The sequence below is a fragment of the Streptomyces sp. NPDC037389 genome (assembly GCF_040636475.1).
In the GTDB taxonomy this organism is placed as follows: Bacteria; Actinomycetota; Actinomycetes; order Streptomycetales; family Streptomycetaceae; genus Streptomyces; species Streptomyces hesseae.
Map to the genome: position 1 here is coordinate 202,899 of NZ_JBEZUS010000006.1, position 15,309 is coordinate 218,207.

Sequence of the window (15,309 nt, forward strand, 5' to 3'; positions counted from 1 at the left end):
CGCTCCGCGCGCCCCCGCCGAACTGGCCCTAAACCCTTGTTCCCACGGGTACTTGCAGCATGGAACGAGTAATTCCGGGAATGCCGTTCAGCAGGGCCGGCGCCAGGCGTCCAGCTCCAGCTTCTTCTGCATCGAGCTCAGCCCGAGCCGCCGCGCGGTGGCGCAGAACTCCCCCGTCGACAGTTCGTATTCGACATGGAAGACCGCTTTGTTATGTTTTACGAAGGGGGTGAGCTTCTCGCACTCGTCGTACTGGGCGCACTGCTCGTTCACCGCGAAGTCGAAGACGTTCACCAGCTGCGGGATCTGGTCCAGGTCGTTCTTCAGCCCGATGGCCAGGCCTCGCTCATGGGCGAGATCCGCCAGCATCCGGTTGAAGGCCAGCTGGTGGTCGGCCGTCAGCGGAAAGCCGGTGGAGTTGCGGAATCCCTCGGTCAGGTCGGGTTCGACGGCGTCGAATCCCTTCTGCCGGCACATGTCCATCCGGGCCGCCATGAGCGGCCGCAGGGTGTCGAGGCGACGGATGTCGAACCATTTCTCGCCCTTCCACCCCTTGTTCTTGTTGCCGAGCAGGTTCTTCGGGAATTTCCCCTGGTCGGGCCGGAAGTCCTCCCAGGCACCGGCATTGATGTAACAGATCGCCTTCCGGCCACTGGAATGCAATTGGGCCACGGTTTCGGCCGAATTCTCGAAGCCGTCGATGTCGTAGACGGGGGCGTCCACCGAGGTGTCGGCCTTTCCGTCCAGCTGCCACTGCCAGCGGGTGCCCGGGCGCGGCTGCCAACGGGCCGCGGCCGGTGGCGAACCAGGTGCCGAACCCGTGGCCGTTCCGCCGGGTGAGGCCGAGGCGTCCGGGACACCGGAGGCCTTCGGCGCGCCCGAGGCACGCGGAGTGCCCGAGGCGTGGGGGGCCGCCGTGGCGCCGTCGTCGTCCCGGTCCGGCCCGTCGTCGTCGGCGGGCGAGGCGGAGCAGCCCGCGAGGACCAGCAGCAGCGCGGCGCACAGCCCCGCGCGGACGCGCCACGCGCTCATGCCGTGCCCCCCGCCGCGAGACCGGCGGCCGCCACGGGCACCGAGCGCCAGGGGTTGGCCCCCGTGCCCGGCACCGCGCAGTGGACCGCGGCACCGCGCGCCCCCGCCGTGCGGGCCACTTGCCCCTCCCGCCCCTCGGGCACCCCGTACACCAGATGGCAGAAGCGCTCCGGTGGATGCCCGGTGGTCCACTCCGGCACCCGGGCGCGCCGGTAGTCCTCCCAGGTGCCCTCGAAGGTGACCAGGAGGTCGGCGAGCGAGGCGTAGCCGGGGTCGGGATGGGTGCCGGGGTTGAGGACGGCCGTACGGGCGCCCAGTACCCGGGCGGCCAGCACCATGCGGCGGTAGCGGGGCAGCGGGGTGTCGTGCGCCGGGACCTGGTCGAGGAAGACGCCGTCCACGTCGTACCACCGGCGGTGGCGGCGGATGTCGGCGACCACGGCGCCCGTGCGACGGTGGCCGTAGCCGGTGTCGACGTAGCCCAGCAGCGGGACGCCCGCGGCGCGCAGCGCTCGCGCGGCGGTGCCGAAGGCGGGGTCGGGACGGCCGCCGGGGCCGTCGGCGGCATTGAGCACGACCCCGTAGAGCCGGGGGGCGGCGTCGAGCAGCGCCGCCCACTCCTCGGGGTGGGTCGCGGGGTGGACGTAGAGCGGGACGAGCAGTCGCCCGTCGTCCCCGTGGGAGGCGGGCGTGGTGGTGGTCATGGCACGGGCTCCGTGGCGGGCGCGGTGGCGGCCCACAGGTCGGTGAGGGAGTCGGCGAAGGAGTGCCGGGGGGCCCAGTCCAGGGCGCGGCCGGCGGCGGTGATGTCGGCCTGCTGCCAGGGGACGGCGGCGGAGCGCGGTGATCCGTCGCCGTCCTCGGCGACGCGGTCGCCGACCGGGCCGGTGAACCCGGACGCGCGCAGCAGCCCTTCGGCCACGTCGCGGACGGGGCGGGCGGTGCCGCTGCCGATGTTGAGGACGGCGGGCAGGGGGCGGGGCGCGGTGACGGCGAGGGCGACGGCTTCGGCGACGTCGCGCGGGTCGACGAAGTCGCGGTGGGCGGAGAGGTCCCCGGTGCGGACGCGGCCGTCGGGTCCCGCCCGGCGGAGTTCGGCGGCGAGGCGGCCGGGGAGGGAGGCGGCCGGGGCGCCGGGGCCGGCGGGGTTGAACACCCGCAGGACGACGGCGTCCAGGCCGGAGCCGGTGACGGCGAGGGTGCCGGCCAGTTTGCTCGCGCCGTAGAGGCCGAGCGGGCGGGCCGGGGCACTTTCGCCGACGGGCATCCGGGCCTCGGCGGGCCCGTACTCGGCCGCCGAGCCCAGGTGGACGAGGCGGGCGTCCGGGGCCGCCGCGCCGATGGCTTCGCAGAGTACGGCCGGGCCGCGGGCGTTGACGGCGGTGAGGGTCACGGCGCTGCCGCCGACCGCGCCCGCGCAGTTGACGACGGCGTCGGGGGCGGCCTCGCGCAGCAGGGCCGCGAGCCGGTCCGGGTCGGCTGTCGCCAGGTCGACGGGCGGGCCGGCGGCGGGGGCGCGGCCGGCGACCCGCACGTGCGCGCCCGGGAGGGCGCGCAGGCGCGAGGCGGTGTGCCGGCCCAGGAAGCCGGTGGCGCCCAGGACGAGAATGCGCATCGGGGCCGGTCACGCTCCCTTGATCAGCAGGTCTCGGCGGACGGCGAACTCGGCGTTGGCCCGGTCGTAGTCGTCGGGGCGGCCGATGTCGAGCCAGTAGCCGTCGAATTCGTGGGCGTTGGGCGGGGTGCCGTCCGCCAGCAGGTCGAGGACGAGCTCGTCGAAACCGAGCGGCAGTCCGGGAGTGTAGCGGTCGAGGGCGTCGCGGGAGACGCCGTAGACGCCCATGGAGACGCGGTAGTCCATGCTGGGCTTCTCGGCGAAGCCGACGACCCGGCCCGCCTCGGTGGTCAGGACGCCGAAGTCGATGCTGACCCGGCGGGGGTAGGTGGCGATGGTCAGGGGCGCCCCGGAGGCGGTGTGGTCGCGCAGGACCTCGCCGAAGTCGAGGTCGGTGAGGATGTCGCCGTTCATCACCAGGAAGTGCTCGGGGAGCCGGTCGGTCATGGTGAGGAGCGGGCCCATGGTGCCCAGCGGGCTCTCCTCGGTGGTGTAGTCGACGGTGAGGCCCCACTGGGAGCCGTCGCCGACGTAGGCGCGGATGATGTGGCCGAGGTGGCCGATGGCGAGGGTGCAGCTGGTGAACCCGGCGCCGGCCAGCTGGCGCATGACGATCTCGAGGATGGCGTGCTGGTCGCCGATGGGCACCAGGGGCTTGGGCAGCGCGGTCGTGTACGGGCGGAGCCGGACGCCCTTGCCTCCGGCGAGGATCACTGCGTGCATGGGGTGCCGTTCCTCTCTTGTGCCGCGTGGGTGGTACCGCGTGGGTGGACGGAACGTCGGTGGACGGGACGGAACGTCAGACGTTGTAGATACCGGTCTTGTAGCGACCGAGGTTGGCGGGGTCGCGGAAGAAGGCGACGGTCTCGGCGAGCCCCTGCTCCAGGGTGTGGGCGGGGGCCCAGCCGGTGGCGGCGCGCAGCCGGGAGGAGTCGCAGACCAGCCGCATCACCTCGGAGCCCGCGGGCCGGACGCGCTCGGCGTCCTCGGTGACCTCCAGGTCGGTGTCCATCAGCTTGCCGATGAGGGTCACCAGATCGCCGACGGAGATCTCCTCGCCGGTGCCGGAGTTGAAGGTGCGGCCGAGGACGGCTGCGGCGGGCGCGGTGCCGACGGCGCGGAAGGCGGCCACGGTGTCCTTGACGTAGCTGAAGTCCCGGGTGGGCCGCAGGTCGCCGAGGGTGATGGCGCGCTGTCCGGCGGCGACCTGGCCGATGACGGTGGGGATGACGGCCCGCATGGACTGGCGGGGACCGAAGGTGTTGAAGGGGCGCAGGGTGACGACGGGCAGGCCGAAGCTGGCGTGGTAGCTGTCGGCGAGCCGGTCCCCGCCGGCCTTGGAGGCGGCGTAGGGGGACTGGGTGTTGATGGGGTGGTCCTCGGTGATGGGCACGGTCCGCGCGGTGCCGTAGGTCTCGCTGGTGGAGGTGTGGACCAGGCGCGGGATGCCCAGGTGGCGGACGGCTTCGAGGACGTTGAGGGTGCCGGTGACGTTGGTCTCGACGTAGCTGTGCGGGGCCCGGTAGGAGTACGGGATCGCGATGAGGGCGGCGAGGTGGTAGACGGTCTCGGCGCCGGTCACCAGGCCCTGGACGGAGCCGGGGTCGCGGACGTCGCCGAGGACGACCTCGACGTGGTCCATGACTCCCCGGGGCAGGTCCTCCAGCCAGCCGAAGGACGAGAAGGAGTTGTACTGGACCATCGCGCGGACCCGGTGGCCGTCGGCGACGAGGGCCTCCACGAGGTGCGATCCGATGAATCCTTCGGCGCCGGTGACGGCGACGAGTGCTGATGCGGACACGAGGGCTCTCCTCTTCGGGACTTCTTCACGGTGGCTCAGCGGTGGGTGGTGATCCGGCCGAGCAGGGCGGTGGCCACGGCGAGCAGTGCCGCCGCCGCACCGGAACAGATGACGAGCTGGTCGGTGACCGGGGCCGCCGTGCCCAGCCGGAGCGCGCCGGCCTCGGCCGCGGCGGCGCCCAGGCAGAGCAGGGCCGGGGGCCAGGCGGTGCCGTAGGCCTGGAGCAGCAGGCCCGTCCACAGCACGGCGCCGAGCGCCAGCAGGGCGGCCAGCCGGCCGGGGGCGGGCGGTGCCCCGCCGGGCCACAGCGCCCCGACGGCCATGATGAGCGCGGTCAGGGCCGCCAGGTATCCGGCGGCGCACAGGGCGAGGACGCGGGCGGCCCGCCACAGCAGCCCGGTGGTGGTCGTGGCGGCGGCGAGGGCCGCGAGGGAGCGGCCCCGGCAGCGGTAGAGCAGCCATTCGGCGGGGCCCATGCTGAGGGTGAGGGCGATGACAGCGGGTCCGGCGGTGCCCCCGTCGTGGTGGGCGAGGGCGTCGCCGAGGGCGGCGAAGGTGGTCAGCAGTCCGCAGCCCAGGCCGAAGAGGCCGTAGGGCAGGGAGGTGGCGGACGGGGGCACCGGCGCGGAGGGCGGTTTCTCGCCGCGCCGGGCGCGCAGCGTCTCGTAGCCGGCGGCGAAGAGCGCGCCGCCGACGGTGGCGAGCAGCAGTCCGGTGCCGAGGGCGGCCGGCGGCCGGGCGGCGACGAGCACCGCCCCCCCGGTGGCGACGGGCAGCAGGGCGAGCAGCAGGAGCCGTTCGCGGCCGAGGACGAGCAGCGCGGTGGCGGCGGCCAGGTAGAGGGCCTGGCCCGCCGCGAAGACGAGCACGCCGGCCGGGGCGCTCAGGGCGAGCGCGGCGGCGGTGGCGAGGAGGGCGCCCAGGGGGGCGCCCAGGCTCAGGGCGCGGCCCGCCGCGGCCCGGCCGCCGGCGGCCAGCCGGAGGTAGGCGCGGTGGGCCAGGCCCTGGTTCCAGGCCCAGGCGGTGAGGGCGGAGGCCACCAGCGCCCAGGTGCCGGCGGGCATCCCGAAGCGGTCCCGGGCGCCGGCGAGGAGGGGTGAGCCCAGCGCGTAGCCGAAGCCGGGCAGGGTGAAGACCACCGAGCGCAGCAGGGGCTGCCATGGCCCGGCCCGCCAGGGGTCGGGGCGCGGGGCGGGTTCGGGGTGGCCGCGCGGCACCCGGGCGAAGAGCTCGACGGCGAGCTCGAAGGCGTCGGCGCGGCCGTAGCGTTCGGCGATCTGTTCGCCGGTGAGGCCGTCGGCCTCCAGGACGGCGGCGATCTCGTCGGGGTGGACGGCGGCCGCGCAGACCTCGGCCAGTTCCTCGGCGAGTTCGTCGAGGGGGTCGGCGGCCCACCGGGGCCGGGAGCGGGTCCCGGTGGGCGCCGTGGCGAGTTCGTGCGAGGGTTCGGGTTCGCCGGGGACGAGGCGTAACAGTCCGCTCATCCCGCACCGCCGGCGGCCATGGCCATGACGGGGGCGGGCCGGTCGGCGGTGACGTCCACGGGGACGGGGCGCCGCAGGCCGGAGAGGTCGTGGTAGATGTCGCGGAATCCGTCGATGGTCTGCCGGAGGGTGAACTGTTCGATGACGCGCAGCCGGGCCGACTCCCCCATCTTGGCGCGCAGTTCGGGCTCGCGCAGCAGTCGCAGCGCGGCCCGGGCCATGGCCTCGGGGTCGCGCGGCGGGACGACCAGTCCGCTGTCGCCGACCGCCTCCCGGACGCCGCCGACGTCGGTGGAGACGGTGGCGCGCCCGCAGGACATGGCCTCGATGAGGGTGAAGGGGAAGCCTTCGCTGATGCTGGAGAGCATCACCACGTTGCCGGCGGCGTAGGCGTCGCGGATGTCGTCGACGCGTCCTTCGAAGGTGACCGCGTCGGCCGCCCCGAGTTCGGCGGCGAGGCCTTCGCAGGCGGTGCGGTAGCCCTCGCCGCCGCGTGGGGTGCCGCCGAAGAGGCGCAGCCGGGCGTCGGGTATCTCCTTCCGGACGATCGCGAAGGCGCGGATGAGGGTCTCCAGGCCCTTGATGGGGTCGACCCGGCCGGCCCAGCTGAGGGTGGGCCGGTCCGGTTCGGGGCCGGCGGGCGGGAAGGCGGCCGGGTCGACGCCGTTGTAGACGGTGCGGATGCGCTCCGGCGGGGTGCCGCCGTGCTCCTCCCAGCGGCGGTTGTAGCGGTTGCCGGGGGTGACGAGCGCGGCGCTCGCGTAGCCCTCCTCGGCGAGCAGCCGGAACAGGCCGAGCATCACGGCCTTGACGGGCCAGCGGTACGGCTCGGCGCGGAAGCTGAGGTAGCGCTCGCGCAGATAGATGCCGTGCTCGGTGAGGAGGAAGGGGGTGCCGTGCCGGTGGTGGGCGATGAGCCCGGGGAGGGTGGCCAGGCCCCCGCTGACCGCGTGGGTGATCCCCTCGTCGGGGGCCGGTGCGGCGAGCGGGCGCAGGGCGTGCTCCAGCAGGTCGGTGGCGGCCAGCGCGTCGTGGAGCGTGGGGCGCGCGGCGGCCGTGGCGAGGTGGGGCCGGTTCCACAGCCGGGTCAGCAGCCGGGCCGCCGCCTCGCCGCGCAGGGCGGCGAAGAGCGTGCCGTCGGCGGCGTGGTCGGCCAGCCGGTAGAAGGCGGGCGCGAAGAGCGCTTCGCGCGCGGGGTCGAGGAGGGAGATCAGGAACTGTTCGTAGGTGGCGAGGAAGTGGCGCAGGTGCCGGCCGCGCGGGGCGCGGCCGGCCGGTGGCGGGCCCCACAGGGGGAAGGTGTCCACGGCCCTGACGTGGCCGGGCAGTTCCCAGGCGAGTGCCTCGCGGCCGGTGCCGGTGACGGCGATGACGCTGAAGTCGACGTCGGGCATGCCCTGGACGAGCTGGTCGCACCAGACGCTGACCCCGCCGTGGCTATGGGGGTAGGTGCCCTCGGTGAGCAGGGTCACCGAGGGAGTGGCGGACGCAGGTTCGGCTGACGGTCCGTGCATGAAAGTCGGTTCTCTCCAGGAGACGGTGGGACGGGGTGGTGCAGCACGGAGGTACGAACCGGTTCAGCGCCGTTCGGTGTGCCCGGCCCCGAAGGGGACGCGGTGGCCGACGCCCGGGGGCACCGGGAGGGCGGCAGCGGGGGCCTGGACCCGGGCGGCCCTGCCGTCCGCGACACGGGCGACGGGGGTGCCGGCGGGCAGGGTGAGGGTGAGCTGGGTCTGGTCGGCGGCGGGCGTGCTCCAGCCGGACTGGGCGCCGGCGTAGGCGGTCCCGAAGGGGGTGCCGCCCTGGGCGGTGGTGCCGCCCGGGACGGTCGCGGTGGTGTTCAGCCCGGCGGGCGTGGTGATGGTGACGGTGTTGCCGACGCGGTAGCCGGTGACCTTGCCTGCGGTCACGGCGGCGCTCCAGGCGGCGCGGCGGCTCAGCTCGTCGCCGATGTCGCGCATCCGGAGGTTCACGAGCGGGGTGTTGTCGGCGTAGAGGCCGGCGTAGTCGGCGAGGACCTTCTCCAGGACCGTGTAGCCGATCCGCTCCTCGGAGAGGTTCGACTGGTGCATGAAGTGCGGGCGCGGGTCGTTGCCGAGGACGTGGCCGAGGGCGATCCGGGCCTCGAGCGGGGCTATGTAGCTCTGGAAGCCGGTCTTGACGTCCAGGGGTTTCTTCAGGCAGGTGGTGGTCTCGGGGAACTTCTCGCAGGTGCCGCTGCCGCCGTCGGCCTTCTTGGTGTAGAGCCAGTTGTACTCGTCGGCCTGCTCGGTGGCCTTGCCGACGTTGTAGTACACGTTCATGGGGTAGCGGGGCACGGTCAGGGCGGTGCCGACCGGGCGCTGCTCGCGCTCGCGCGAGGTGTCGCTGGCGATCCACTTGACGCCCGACCGGTCGAGGACCGGGAGGAGTTCGGGGTTGTCCTGGCCCTGCTGCGGCAGGGTCTTCAGGCCCGAGTGCTCGCCGGTGACCAGCTCGTCCTTGTCGAGGGTCAGGCCCTGGCGGGCGGCCCAGCGGAGGTTCTCGTCGACCTGGTAGCCGATGGTCTGCCGGCTGACCCAGCGCGTCTTGCCGGCCGTGTCGGTGGCGCACTTCCAGGGCACGGAGCTGGTGTCCTGCTCACAGCCGAGGAAGGCATGGGTGTAGGTGTGGTTGATCCAGCGGAAGGACTTCTGGTCGGCGACGAACTGCTGGAGCAGCGGGTCGGGCGCGCCGCCGTGCGAGGCCCGGTACTCCTCGCTGCCCACGCCGTTGTAGGCGAAGTCGATGGGCAGGTTGTGGGTGGCGGACCACTGCTTGGCGTACTGCGCGTCGGCGGCGGTCATCCGCAGGGAGGGGGCGCTGGGGTCGGGGTTGCCGGGGCAGTCGACGTCGCCGGGGGTGCACTTGAGCTTGGTGTCCCAGCGGTCGTCGGCGGCGAAGACGTCGTCGACGTGGACGCCGAAGTAGTTGCGGGCGGCGCCCAGGTGGACGCCCCGGGTCAGCCACTCCACGATGCCGCGGGAGACCAGGCGGAACTGGGTCTGGTAGCGGTTGGCGACGAAGGTGACGACGAGTTCGCTGCGGCCGTCGTGGTCGTACTGGCCGATCAGCGAGCCGCGTGCGGAGCCGCCGGGGACGGGCGCGTCGACGAGGCTGGTGTAGGTGGCGCCGCTCTCCTGCTGTGCGAGGGGTACGGCGATATAGCCGTAACTCTCCTTGACGGCCGGGTCGTTGTCCTCGAAGGGAACGTTTTTCTTGAGGTAGCCGAAGGGTCCGGCGGCGCCCGCCGTGGTCACCTGGGCGGTCTGCCCGTCGAGTGGGCCCGCGTAGCCGCCCGTGTCGGGGGTGTTCAGCCCGACGGCCGGGCGGGCGTAGGTGTAGGCGTCGGCCTGCCGGATGCCGAATCGTTTCTCGTAACCGGCGAGGGCGGTCATCTCGGCGGAGTTGGCGCCGAAGGGGTTGTCGTTGGGCAGCACCACGCCCTGGAACTTGGCTCTCGGTCTGCCGTCCACGGTGTCGCTGAGGAACGCCTCGTCGACGCGCGGGCGGGCTGCGTCGCCGAGGTTGATCCTGGTGTACGGGGTGCCGGCTGTTTCGAGCTCGGCACGGATGGCCTCGACGGCGGGGCCGCCGTCGTCGACCACCAGTAGGCGCAGGTCGATGCGTGGCGGAAGGTCCGCCGCGCTCGCGCTGCCCACGGGCAGCGCCATCGTCAGCATCGCGGCGGCGGCCCAGGCCGCGACCGCGCGCGTCGTACTCCCCATGTACGTCTCCCCCCGGACGGAGCCGCGCGCGGGGTGCGCGGTCCTCCGTACCTGATACGTGCGCGGCGCCCCTGACGAACGCCGTCGCACTTCGAGTGATCGTGATCGGCCCCCCGACGGCCGGGTCCCCACCCCGGCCGCGAACGTTCCTCCCCTGCCAGGGAACGGACGCCGATGTCCGGTTCCCAGCCGCGCGCCGGGAGCCCGGGGCGCGCGACGACGACGCGGGCTCCGGGCACGGGAGTGCCACGGCTCCGAGAGGCATCGCTGCCCTTCGTCCGCTCAGCCATATAGTGCGTCATGCCCGAAGCCCGCGCGGGGCGCACCGGGGAGTAGCCCGGCCGGTCCCCGAGGGTCGCTGGCCGAAACCCGCCGCAGCGTCCGGCACCCCTTCCCGCCGGCCGCCGGGGGGCCGTCCGGGGGCATTTCCGATGTGACCTGTGTCAACTTCCGTATACAACGTCATCGGACGTACGTTCAGGGGCCGGAGGCACATCCGCCTCCACTGGTTCCGGACGTCACGAGATCGGCCTGATGACGGCTGTCCGGAATGCCGGTTCCGTTAGGTATTCAAGCGCCATGACCGTCAACTTCCGTGCAGAGAACGGACGGTAATCGTCCGGACCCGACCGTTCGGGTGCGCGGGGCGATACGGAATCACCCTTCCGGGTCCGGGGTGTCACGTGTCAACCAGGTTGCGGGATGGGGACGTTGATCTTTGAGAACAGCGGGGAGCGGCAGCGGAACGGGGGGCGGCCTGGTGGCTCGTGGGCGGATGGGAGAGCTGTGCGTGGGGGCGGTCGTGCCGCGGACGGGGCGGCTCGCCCGGCTGGGCGACCCCCTGCTCTACGCGCTCGGCAGACTGGCCCCCCGGCTGGCGGGCGGGGTGCGCGGCCGCCCGGTCCGGCTCGCCTGGCGCGACAGCCGCTCCGGCCCCGACGGGGCGCGGCGCGCGGTCGCGGAACTCGTACGCGACGAGGGGGCCTCGGCGGTGGTGGTGATGGGCGGCACCCGGGTGCTGCCGGCCGTGGCCGACGCCTGCGAGGTGCTGGGCATCCCCTGTCTGTCGACGGGCTTCCCCTGGCAGGCGTACGCCATGGGCCGGGGCGCGGAGCCGGGGCGCGCGTTCCGCTGGACGTTCCACTTCGGGTGGGGGCTGGACGACATCGCGGTGGTGTTCGCGGAGATGTGGGAACGCGTGGGGCCGCGCCGCACGGTGGGGTGCCTATGGAACGACGGGCCCCAGGGGTGGGCGCTGCGCCACCCCCGGTACGGCTTCGCGCCCGTGGTGGCCGCGCGCGGCCACACCCTGATCGACCCGGGCGGCTACCGGGAGCCGGCCACCGGGTTCGCGGGCATCGTCCGGCGGTTCAAGGAGGCCGGGACCGATGTCGTCACCGGCGCTGCCACCGTGGCGGACCTGGCCCTCTTCCACCGGCAGGCCCGCGAGGCGGGGCTGCGCACCCGGCTGATCACCTGTTCGCGCCAGTTGGACTGCCCCCGGGCGTCGGCGGCCCCGGACGGACTGGCGAACGCCAGGATCGCCACGCTCGTCTACTGGACGCCCCGGCACCCCTACCGCTCCTCGCTGGACGACACCACGGCGGCCCGGCTGGCCCAGGACTACCGGATCACCACCGGACGGCCCTGGCTCCAGCCCCTGGGCCTGGCCCACGCCCTGCTGGAGGTCGCCGTCCACGCCCTGACCACCGCCGCCGACCCCACCGACCGGCACGCGGTCGCGGCGGCCCTCGGCACGACCCGGCTGGCCACGGTCGCGGGCCCCCTCGACTTCACCGCCGGGCCCGTACGCAATGTCGCCCTGCTGCCGCTGATCGGCGGGCAGTGGCGGCCGGGCCGGGGCGGGACGCGTGAGCTCGCCCTGGTCACCAACACCCGGCTGCCGCACATCAGACGGGACGCGGAGCTCACGGTCGGGCTCTGACCGGGCCGCCCACTCGGGCGGCCACCACTCAGGCCACCGCGATGACGATCTTCCCGGTGAGGTGCCCGTGCTCGCTGGCGCGGTGCGCCTCGGCGGCCTCCGCCAGCGGATAGACCCGGTGGATCGGCAGCTGGAGGATCCCCGCCTCGTGGAGGGCGAGGGCGGCCTCGATCGCGGGCACCGTGCCCGCTCCCGTACCGCCCGGGCTGAAGCGCGCGCCGTGGCGCCGGGCGCCCTCCGCGTCGGCGATGGACAGCACCCGGCCGGGGTCGCCGGTCAGCTCCACCGACACCGCGACCGCGTCGCCCTTGCCGACCGCGTCCAGCGCCGCGTCCACCCCCTCGGGGGCGATCCCCCGCACCCGCCCGGCCAGGCCCTCCCCGTAGGTGACGGGGAGGGCGCCGAGGCCCCGCAGGTACTCGTGGTTGAACTCGCTCGCCGTGCCGATCACCCGCACGTCCCGCGCGCGGGCGAACTGCACGGTCATGGTGCCCACCCCACCGGCCGCGCCGTGGACCAGCAGCGTCTCCCCGGCGCCCACGCCCAGCTCGTCCAGGCACCGCAGCGCCGTCTCGGCCGCCACCGGCAGGGCCGCGGCCTCCTCCCAGGGCAGCGAGAGGGGCTTGACCACCAGCTGGTCGGCGCGGGCCAGGGCCTGTTCGGCGTAGGCGCCGGTGAGGGTGCGGCCCAGGACGGCGTCCCCCGCCCGTACCTCCGTGACCCCCTCGCCGACCGCCTCCACCAGACCCGACGCCTCCACGCCGGGGACGTGCGGCAGTCCGGTGGGGAAGACCGCTTCCATGGCACCACTGCGGATCTTGTGGTCGAGCGGGTTGACGCCCGCGCAGCGGACGGCGATCCGGACCTGCCCGGGCCCGGGGACGGGCAGATCGGTGCCGCCGAGCCGGAGCACTTCGGCGGGGCCGAAGGCGCTGAAGGAGATGGCCTTGGTCTTGGTCATGGAATCACCATCATCGAAAATCAGGATTTTCCGTGCCAGGCCGGGCCGTCCCGCCCCTGATTTCGCCCTACGCCCCCGCTCCGGCGCCCGCCTCGGCCCCTGTGCCGGCCCCCGCCTCCCGGGCCGGCTCCTCGGCGAGCCGCCTGACGCCCTCCAGGGTGGCCCGTATGCCCTCGCGCAGCTCGCCCAGGCGCATGGCGAGGATCTGCTCCTCGCGGTCCGGCATCCGGCCGATGGCGGCGCTGAGCCCGGAGGGCGCCGGCCCGACCCGCACCGACTGCCGCAGCAGCGTCCCCCCGCCCTCGGGCCGGAGCTCGAACTTCCAGGTGGCGAGGGGGTACGAGGGATCGGCGACGCCGCCCCCGAACCGGTTGTCCGGGTCCGTGACCGCCCAGCCGAACAGCCGCTCGGGCTCCAGGGCGACGATGTACGAGACGGTCCGCCACTCGCCGCCCACCGGGTGGCGGTTGTGGCCCTCGAAGGCCGCGCCGAGCACCGGCCCGGTGGCGCCGTCCAGCCACTCGACCCGCTGGAGTTCGGTGCTGATCCGGGCGGGCAGGCCGATGTCGGCCACCAGTCTCCAGACCTCGGCCGGGGCCGCGCCGATGTGGACCTCTTCGTGGACGCCGGGCCCGTCCGCATAGCGCATACATTCTCCTGAACTCCGGTTGCCTGCCACTCTGTCGAACAACAGTCTGCACCCGGAAGAGGGTGTTCACCCGGACGTACGGCGCACGTCACACCGGCCGGAGGATCCTGGGAGGGTGACAGCGGTCTTCGTGGTCTCGGTGCACGACGTCGCCCCCTGGAGCTTCTCGCGCAGCCGCCGTTGGCTGGCCGAGCTGGACGCGCGGGGGGTGCCCGCGACGCTGCTGCTCGTACCGGGCGCCTGGCGCGGGACCCGGCTGCCGGACGACCCGGCCCTGGTGCGCTGGCTCCACGAGGCGGCCCGGCGCGGGCACGAGCTCTCCCTCCACGGCTGCACCCACCGGGCCGTGCCCGGCGGCCCGCCCGCGCGGCGGTGGCTGAACCGTGTGCTGGCGCGCGGCTGCGCGGAGTTCTGCGCACTGGACGAGGCGGAGGCCCACCGCCGGCTCACGGCCGGGCTGGCCGCGCTCGCCTCCGTGGGGATCGTCCCGGAAGGCTTCACCCCGCCGGGCTGGCTCGCCTCGCCGGGGTCGCTCGCGGCCCTGCGCGCGGTGGGCCTGGAATACACCACCAGCCACTTGGCGGTGCACGACCTGCGCACCGGCGCCCGGCACCGGATGCCGGCGCTGTCCCACCGGCCGGGCGGCCTCGGGGAAAGGGCCGGCGCCCGCCTGATGCGCACGGCGGCCGGCCGGTGGTCCGGGCGCGGCAGGCCCTTCCGCATCGCCCTCCACCCGGCCGACCTGGACCGGCCGGGCCTGCGCGAACACGCCCTGGAGGCCGTCGACCTCGCCCTCGCGGCGGGGGCCCGCCCCTGGACGTACGCCGCTCTGGTGCGCGCCCGGCGCCGCCCGGGGGACGACGGCGCGTGAGGGACGACGGCGCGTGAGGATCGTCCAGCTCGCCAACTTCCACGGCCCGGCCTCCGGCGGCCTGCGGACCGCGCTGGACGCGCTGGGCCACGGCTACGCGGCGGCGGGCCACGAACGGGTCCTGATCACTCCGGGCCCCCGGTACGGGGCGTGGCGCGACACCGCCGGGCTCCGGGTCGCCCTGCCCGGGGTCCGGGTGGGCGGCGGCTACCGGCTGATCTGCTCGCCCCCGGCACTGCGTACGCTGCGGGCGCTGCTGGGGCGCCTGACACCGGACTCCGTCGAGGTGTCCGACAAGTTCACCCTCGTCCACGCCGCGCGCTGGGCCCGTGCCCGGGGGATCCGGGCGGTGCTGCTCTCCCACGAACGCCTGGACGCCATCCTGGCGCCCCGGCTGCCGCTGCGGCCCACCGCGCTGGCGCGACCGTCGGACGCGTGGAACCGGCGCCTGGCCGGGGCGTTCGACGCCGTGGTGGCGACGTCCGCCTTCTCCTGCGCGGAGTTCGCGCGCGTGGCGGCCCCGGCGCTCTACCGGGTGCCGCTCGGCGTCGACCTGGATGTCTTCTCACCGGAGTTCTCACCGGATCCAACCGCTCAGGAGGCGGTGGTGCGGCTGGTGTACGTGGGCCGCCTGTCGGCGGAGAAGCACCCCCGTCTCCCCCTGGAGACACTGCGCGTACTGCTGCGGCGCGGCGTCCCGGCCCGTCTGGACGTCCTGGGCACCGGCCCGGAGCGCGGCCGCCTGGAACGGCGGGCATACGAGGACGGGTTGCCGGTGCGCTTCCACGGCCATGTGACCGACCGCCACGCCGTGGCCCGGGCGCTCGCGCGGGCGGACGTGGCGCTGGCCCCCTGCCCGGTGGAGTCCTTCGGCCTGTCCGTTCTGGAGGCCCTGGCCTGCGGCACTCCGGTCGTCACGGCGGACACCGGCGCGGCTCCTGAACTCCTCGCCCCGGACGCGGGCCTGGCCGTCCCCTCGACGCCGGAGGCGACGGCGGACGCGGTGATCCACCTGCTGGCCGTCCCCGAACCCCGCCGCCGCGCGGCGGCGCGGAAGCGGGCGGAGGAGTTCCCGTGGGAGCGGACGGTGCGGGGGATGCTGGCGGTGCACACTCGTTCCGGTGAACGGAGTTTCCCTCACCCGTAATTTCCGCCGACATGGCAGGACTTGGGGACCGGAAGGGATATGCTCGGCCCCGGCGGCG

13 protein-coding genes are annotated in these 15,309 nt (G+C 74.5%); 3 read left to right on the forward strand and 10 right to left on the reverse strand.

From position 1 onward, the window contains the following. Positions 1-87 precede the first annotated feature (87 nt). The 8 genes from AB0E98_RS15415 to AB0E98_RS15450 form a co-directional block, all read right to left on the reverse strand. Positions 88-1,032 carry an endo alpha-1,4 polygalactosaminidase gene (locus AB0E98_RS15415; RefSeq protein WP_361702427.1) on the reverse strand — a complete coding sequence of 315 codons (945 nt, stop codon included), beginning with the start codon at positions 1,030-1,032 and terminating at the stop codon, positions 88-90. After that, a complete protein-coding gene (locus AB0E98_RS15420) occupies positions 1,029-1,736 on the reverse strand; it encodes a spherulation-specific family 4 protein (RefSeq protein WP_361702428.1) in 708 nt (235 codons plus the stop codon). The genes AB0E98_RS15415 and AB0E98_RS15420 overlap by 4 nt, the downstream gene beginning before the upstream one ends. Continuing rightward, positions 1,733-2,647, reverse strand: a complete 915-nt coding sequence (locus AB0E98_RS15425; protein ID WP_361702429.1) for an NAD-dependent epimerase/dehydratase family protein — start codon at positions 2,645-2,647, stop codon at positions 1,733-1,735. The genes AB0E98_RS15420 and AB0E98_RS15425 overlap by 4 nt, the downstream gene beginning before the upstream one ends. 9 nt (positions 2,648-2,656) lie before the next feature. Further along, positions 2,657-3,370: a sugar phosphate nucleotidyltransferase gene (locus AB0E98_RS15430; protein WP_361702430.1), complete on the reverse strand. Its 714-nt coding sequence runs from the start codon at positions 3,368-3,370 to the stop codon at positions 2,657-2,659. Positions 3,371-3,446: 76 nt separating this feature from the next. Continuing rightward, the gene (locus AB0E98_RS15435; RefSeq protein WP_361702432.1) at positions 3,447-4,448 is read right to left on the reverse strand and encodes a GDP-mannose 4,6-dehydratase; all 1,002 of its coding nucleotides are present in this window, start codon (positions 4,446-4,448) and stop codon (positions 3,447-3,449) included. A 35-nt stretch (positions 4,449-4,483) separates the two neighbouring features. Further along, a complete protein-coding gene (locus AB0E98_RS15440; RefSeq protein WP_361702433.1) occupies positions 4,484-5,932 on the reverse strand; it encodes a hypothetical protein in 1,449 nt (482 codons plus the stop codon). Further along, positions 5,929-7,446 carry a GT4 family glycosyltransferase PelF gene (gene pelF, locus AB0E98_RS15445; protein ID WP_361702434.1) on the reverse strand — a complete coding sequence of 506 codons (1,518 nt, stop codon included), beginning with the start codon at positions 7,444-7,446 and terminating at the stop codon, positions 5,929-5,931. The genes AB0E98_RS15440 and pelF overlap by 4 nt, the downstream gene beginning before the upstream one ends. 63 nt (positions 7,447-7,509) lie before the next feature. Then, a complete protein-coding gene (locus AB0E98_RS15450; RefSeq protein ID WP_361702435.1) occupies positions 7,510-9,678 on the reverse strand; it encodes a hypothetical protein in 2,169 nt (722 codons plus the stop codon). A 760-nt stretch (positions 9,679-10,438) separates the two neighbouring features. On the opposite strand from AB0E98_RS15450, the gene AB0E98_RS15455 reads away from it, so the two are divergent. After that, on the forward strand, positions 10,439-11,623 hold the full coding sequence (locus AB0E98_RS15455; protein WP_361702437.1) for an ABC transporter substrate-binding protein: 1,185 nt from the start codon (positions 10,439-10,441) through the stop codon (positions 11,621-11,623). A gap of 28 nt (positions 11,624-11,651) precedes the next feature. Here the strand turns inward: AB0E98_RS15455 and AB0E98_RS15460 are convergent, their stop codons facing one another. Beyond that, positions 11,652-12,584 (reverse strand): NADP-dependent oxidoreductase, encoded by a 933-nt coding sequence (locus tag AB0E98_RS15460; RefSeq protein WP_361702439.1) that lies wholly within the window; start codon positions 12,582-12,584, stop codon positions 11,652-11,654. Between the two features lie 67 nt (positions 12,585-12,651). Continuing rightward, positions 12,652-13,233, reverse strand: a complete 582-nt coding sequence (locus AB0E98_RS15465) for an SRPBCC family protein (protein ID WP_361702441.1) — start codon at positions 13,231-13,233, stop codon at positions 12,652-12,654. Between the two features lie 115 nt (positions 13,234-13,348). On the opposite strand from AB0E98_RS15465, the gene AB0E98_RS15470 reads away from it, so the two are divergent. Both AB0E98_RS15470 and AB0E98_RS15475 read left to right on the forward strand, forming a co-directional pair. Then, a complete protein-coding gene (locus tag AB0E98_RS15470) occupies positions 13,349-14,104 on the forward strand; it encodes a polysaccharide deacetylase family protein (RefSeq protein WP_361702442.1) in 756 nt (251 codons plus the stop codon). A gap of 13 nt (positions 14,105-14,117) precedes the next feature. Beyond that, a complete protein-coding gene (locus AB0E98_RS15475; protein ID WP_361702443.1) occupies positions 14,118-15,251 on the forward strand; it encodes a glycosyltransferase in 1,134 nt (377 codons plus the stop codon). Positions 15,252-15,309 lie beyond the last annotated feature (58 nt).

Coding starts and splice junctions, on each gene's coding strand:
- pelF (WP_361702434.1), bottom strand. CDS start 7,446: ATGCACGGACCGTCAGCCGAACCTGCGTCCGCCACTCCCTCGGTGACC.
- AB0E98_RS15450 (WP_361702435.1), bottom strand. CDS start 9,678: ATGGGGAGTACGACGCGCGCGGTCGCGGCCTGGGCCGCCGCCGCGATG.
- AB0E98_RS15425 (WP_361702429.1), bottom strand. CDS start 2,647: ATGCGCATTCTCGTCCTGGGCGCCACCGGCTTCCTGGGCCGGCACACC.
- AB0E98_RS15460 (WP_361702439.1), bottom strand. CDS start 12,584: ATGACCAAGACCAAGGCCATCTCCTTCAGCGCCTTCGGCCCCGCCGAA.
- AB0E98_RS15440 (WP_361702433.1), bottom strand. CDS start 5,932: ATGAGCGGACTGTTACGCCTCGTCCCCGGCGAACCCGAACCCTCGCAC.
- AB0E98_RS15420 (WP_361702428.1), bottom strand. CDS start 1,736: ATGACCACCACCACGCCCGCCTCCCACGGGGACGACGGGCGACTGCTC.
- AB0E98_RS15415 (WP_361702427.1), bottom strand. CDS start 1,032: ATGAGCGCGTGGCGCGTCCGCGCGGGGCTGTGCGCCGCGCTGCTGCTG.
- AB0E98_RS15465 (WP_361702441.1), bottom strand. CDS start 13,233: ATGCGCTATGCGGACGGGCCCGGCGTCCACGAAGAGGTCCACATCGGC.
- AB0E98_RS15430 (WP_361702430.1), bottom strand. CDS start 3,370: ATGCACGCAGTGATCCTCGCCGGAGGCAAGGGCGTCCGGCTCCGCCCG.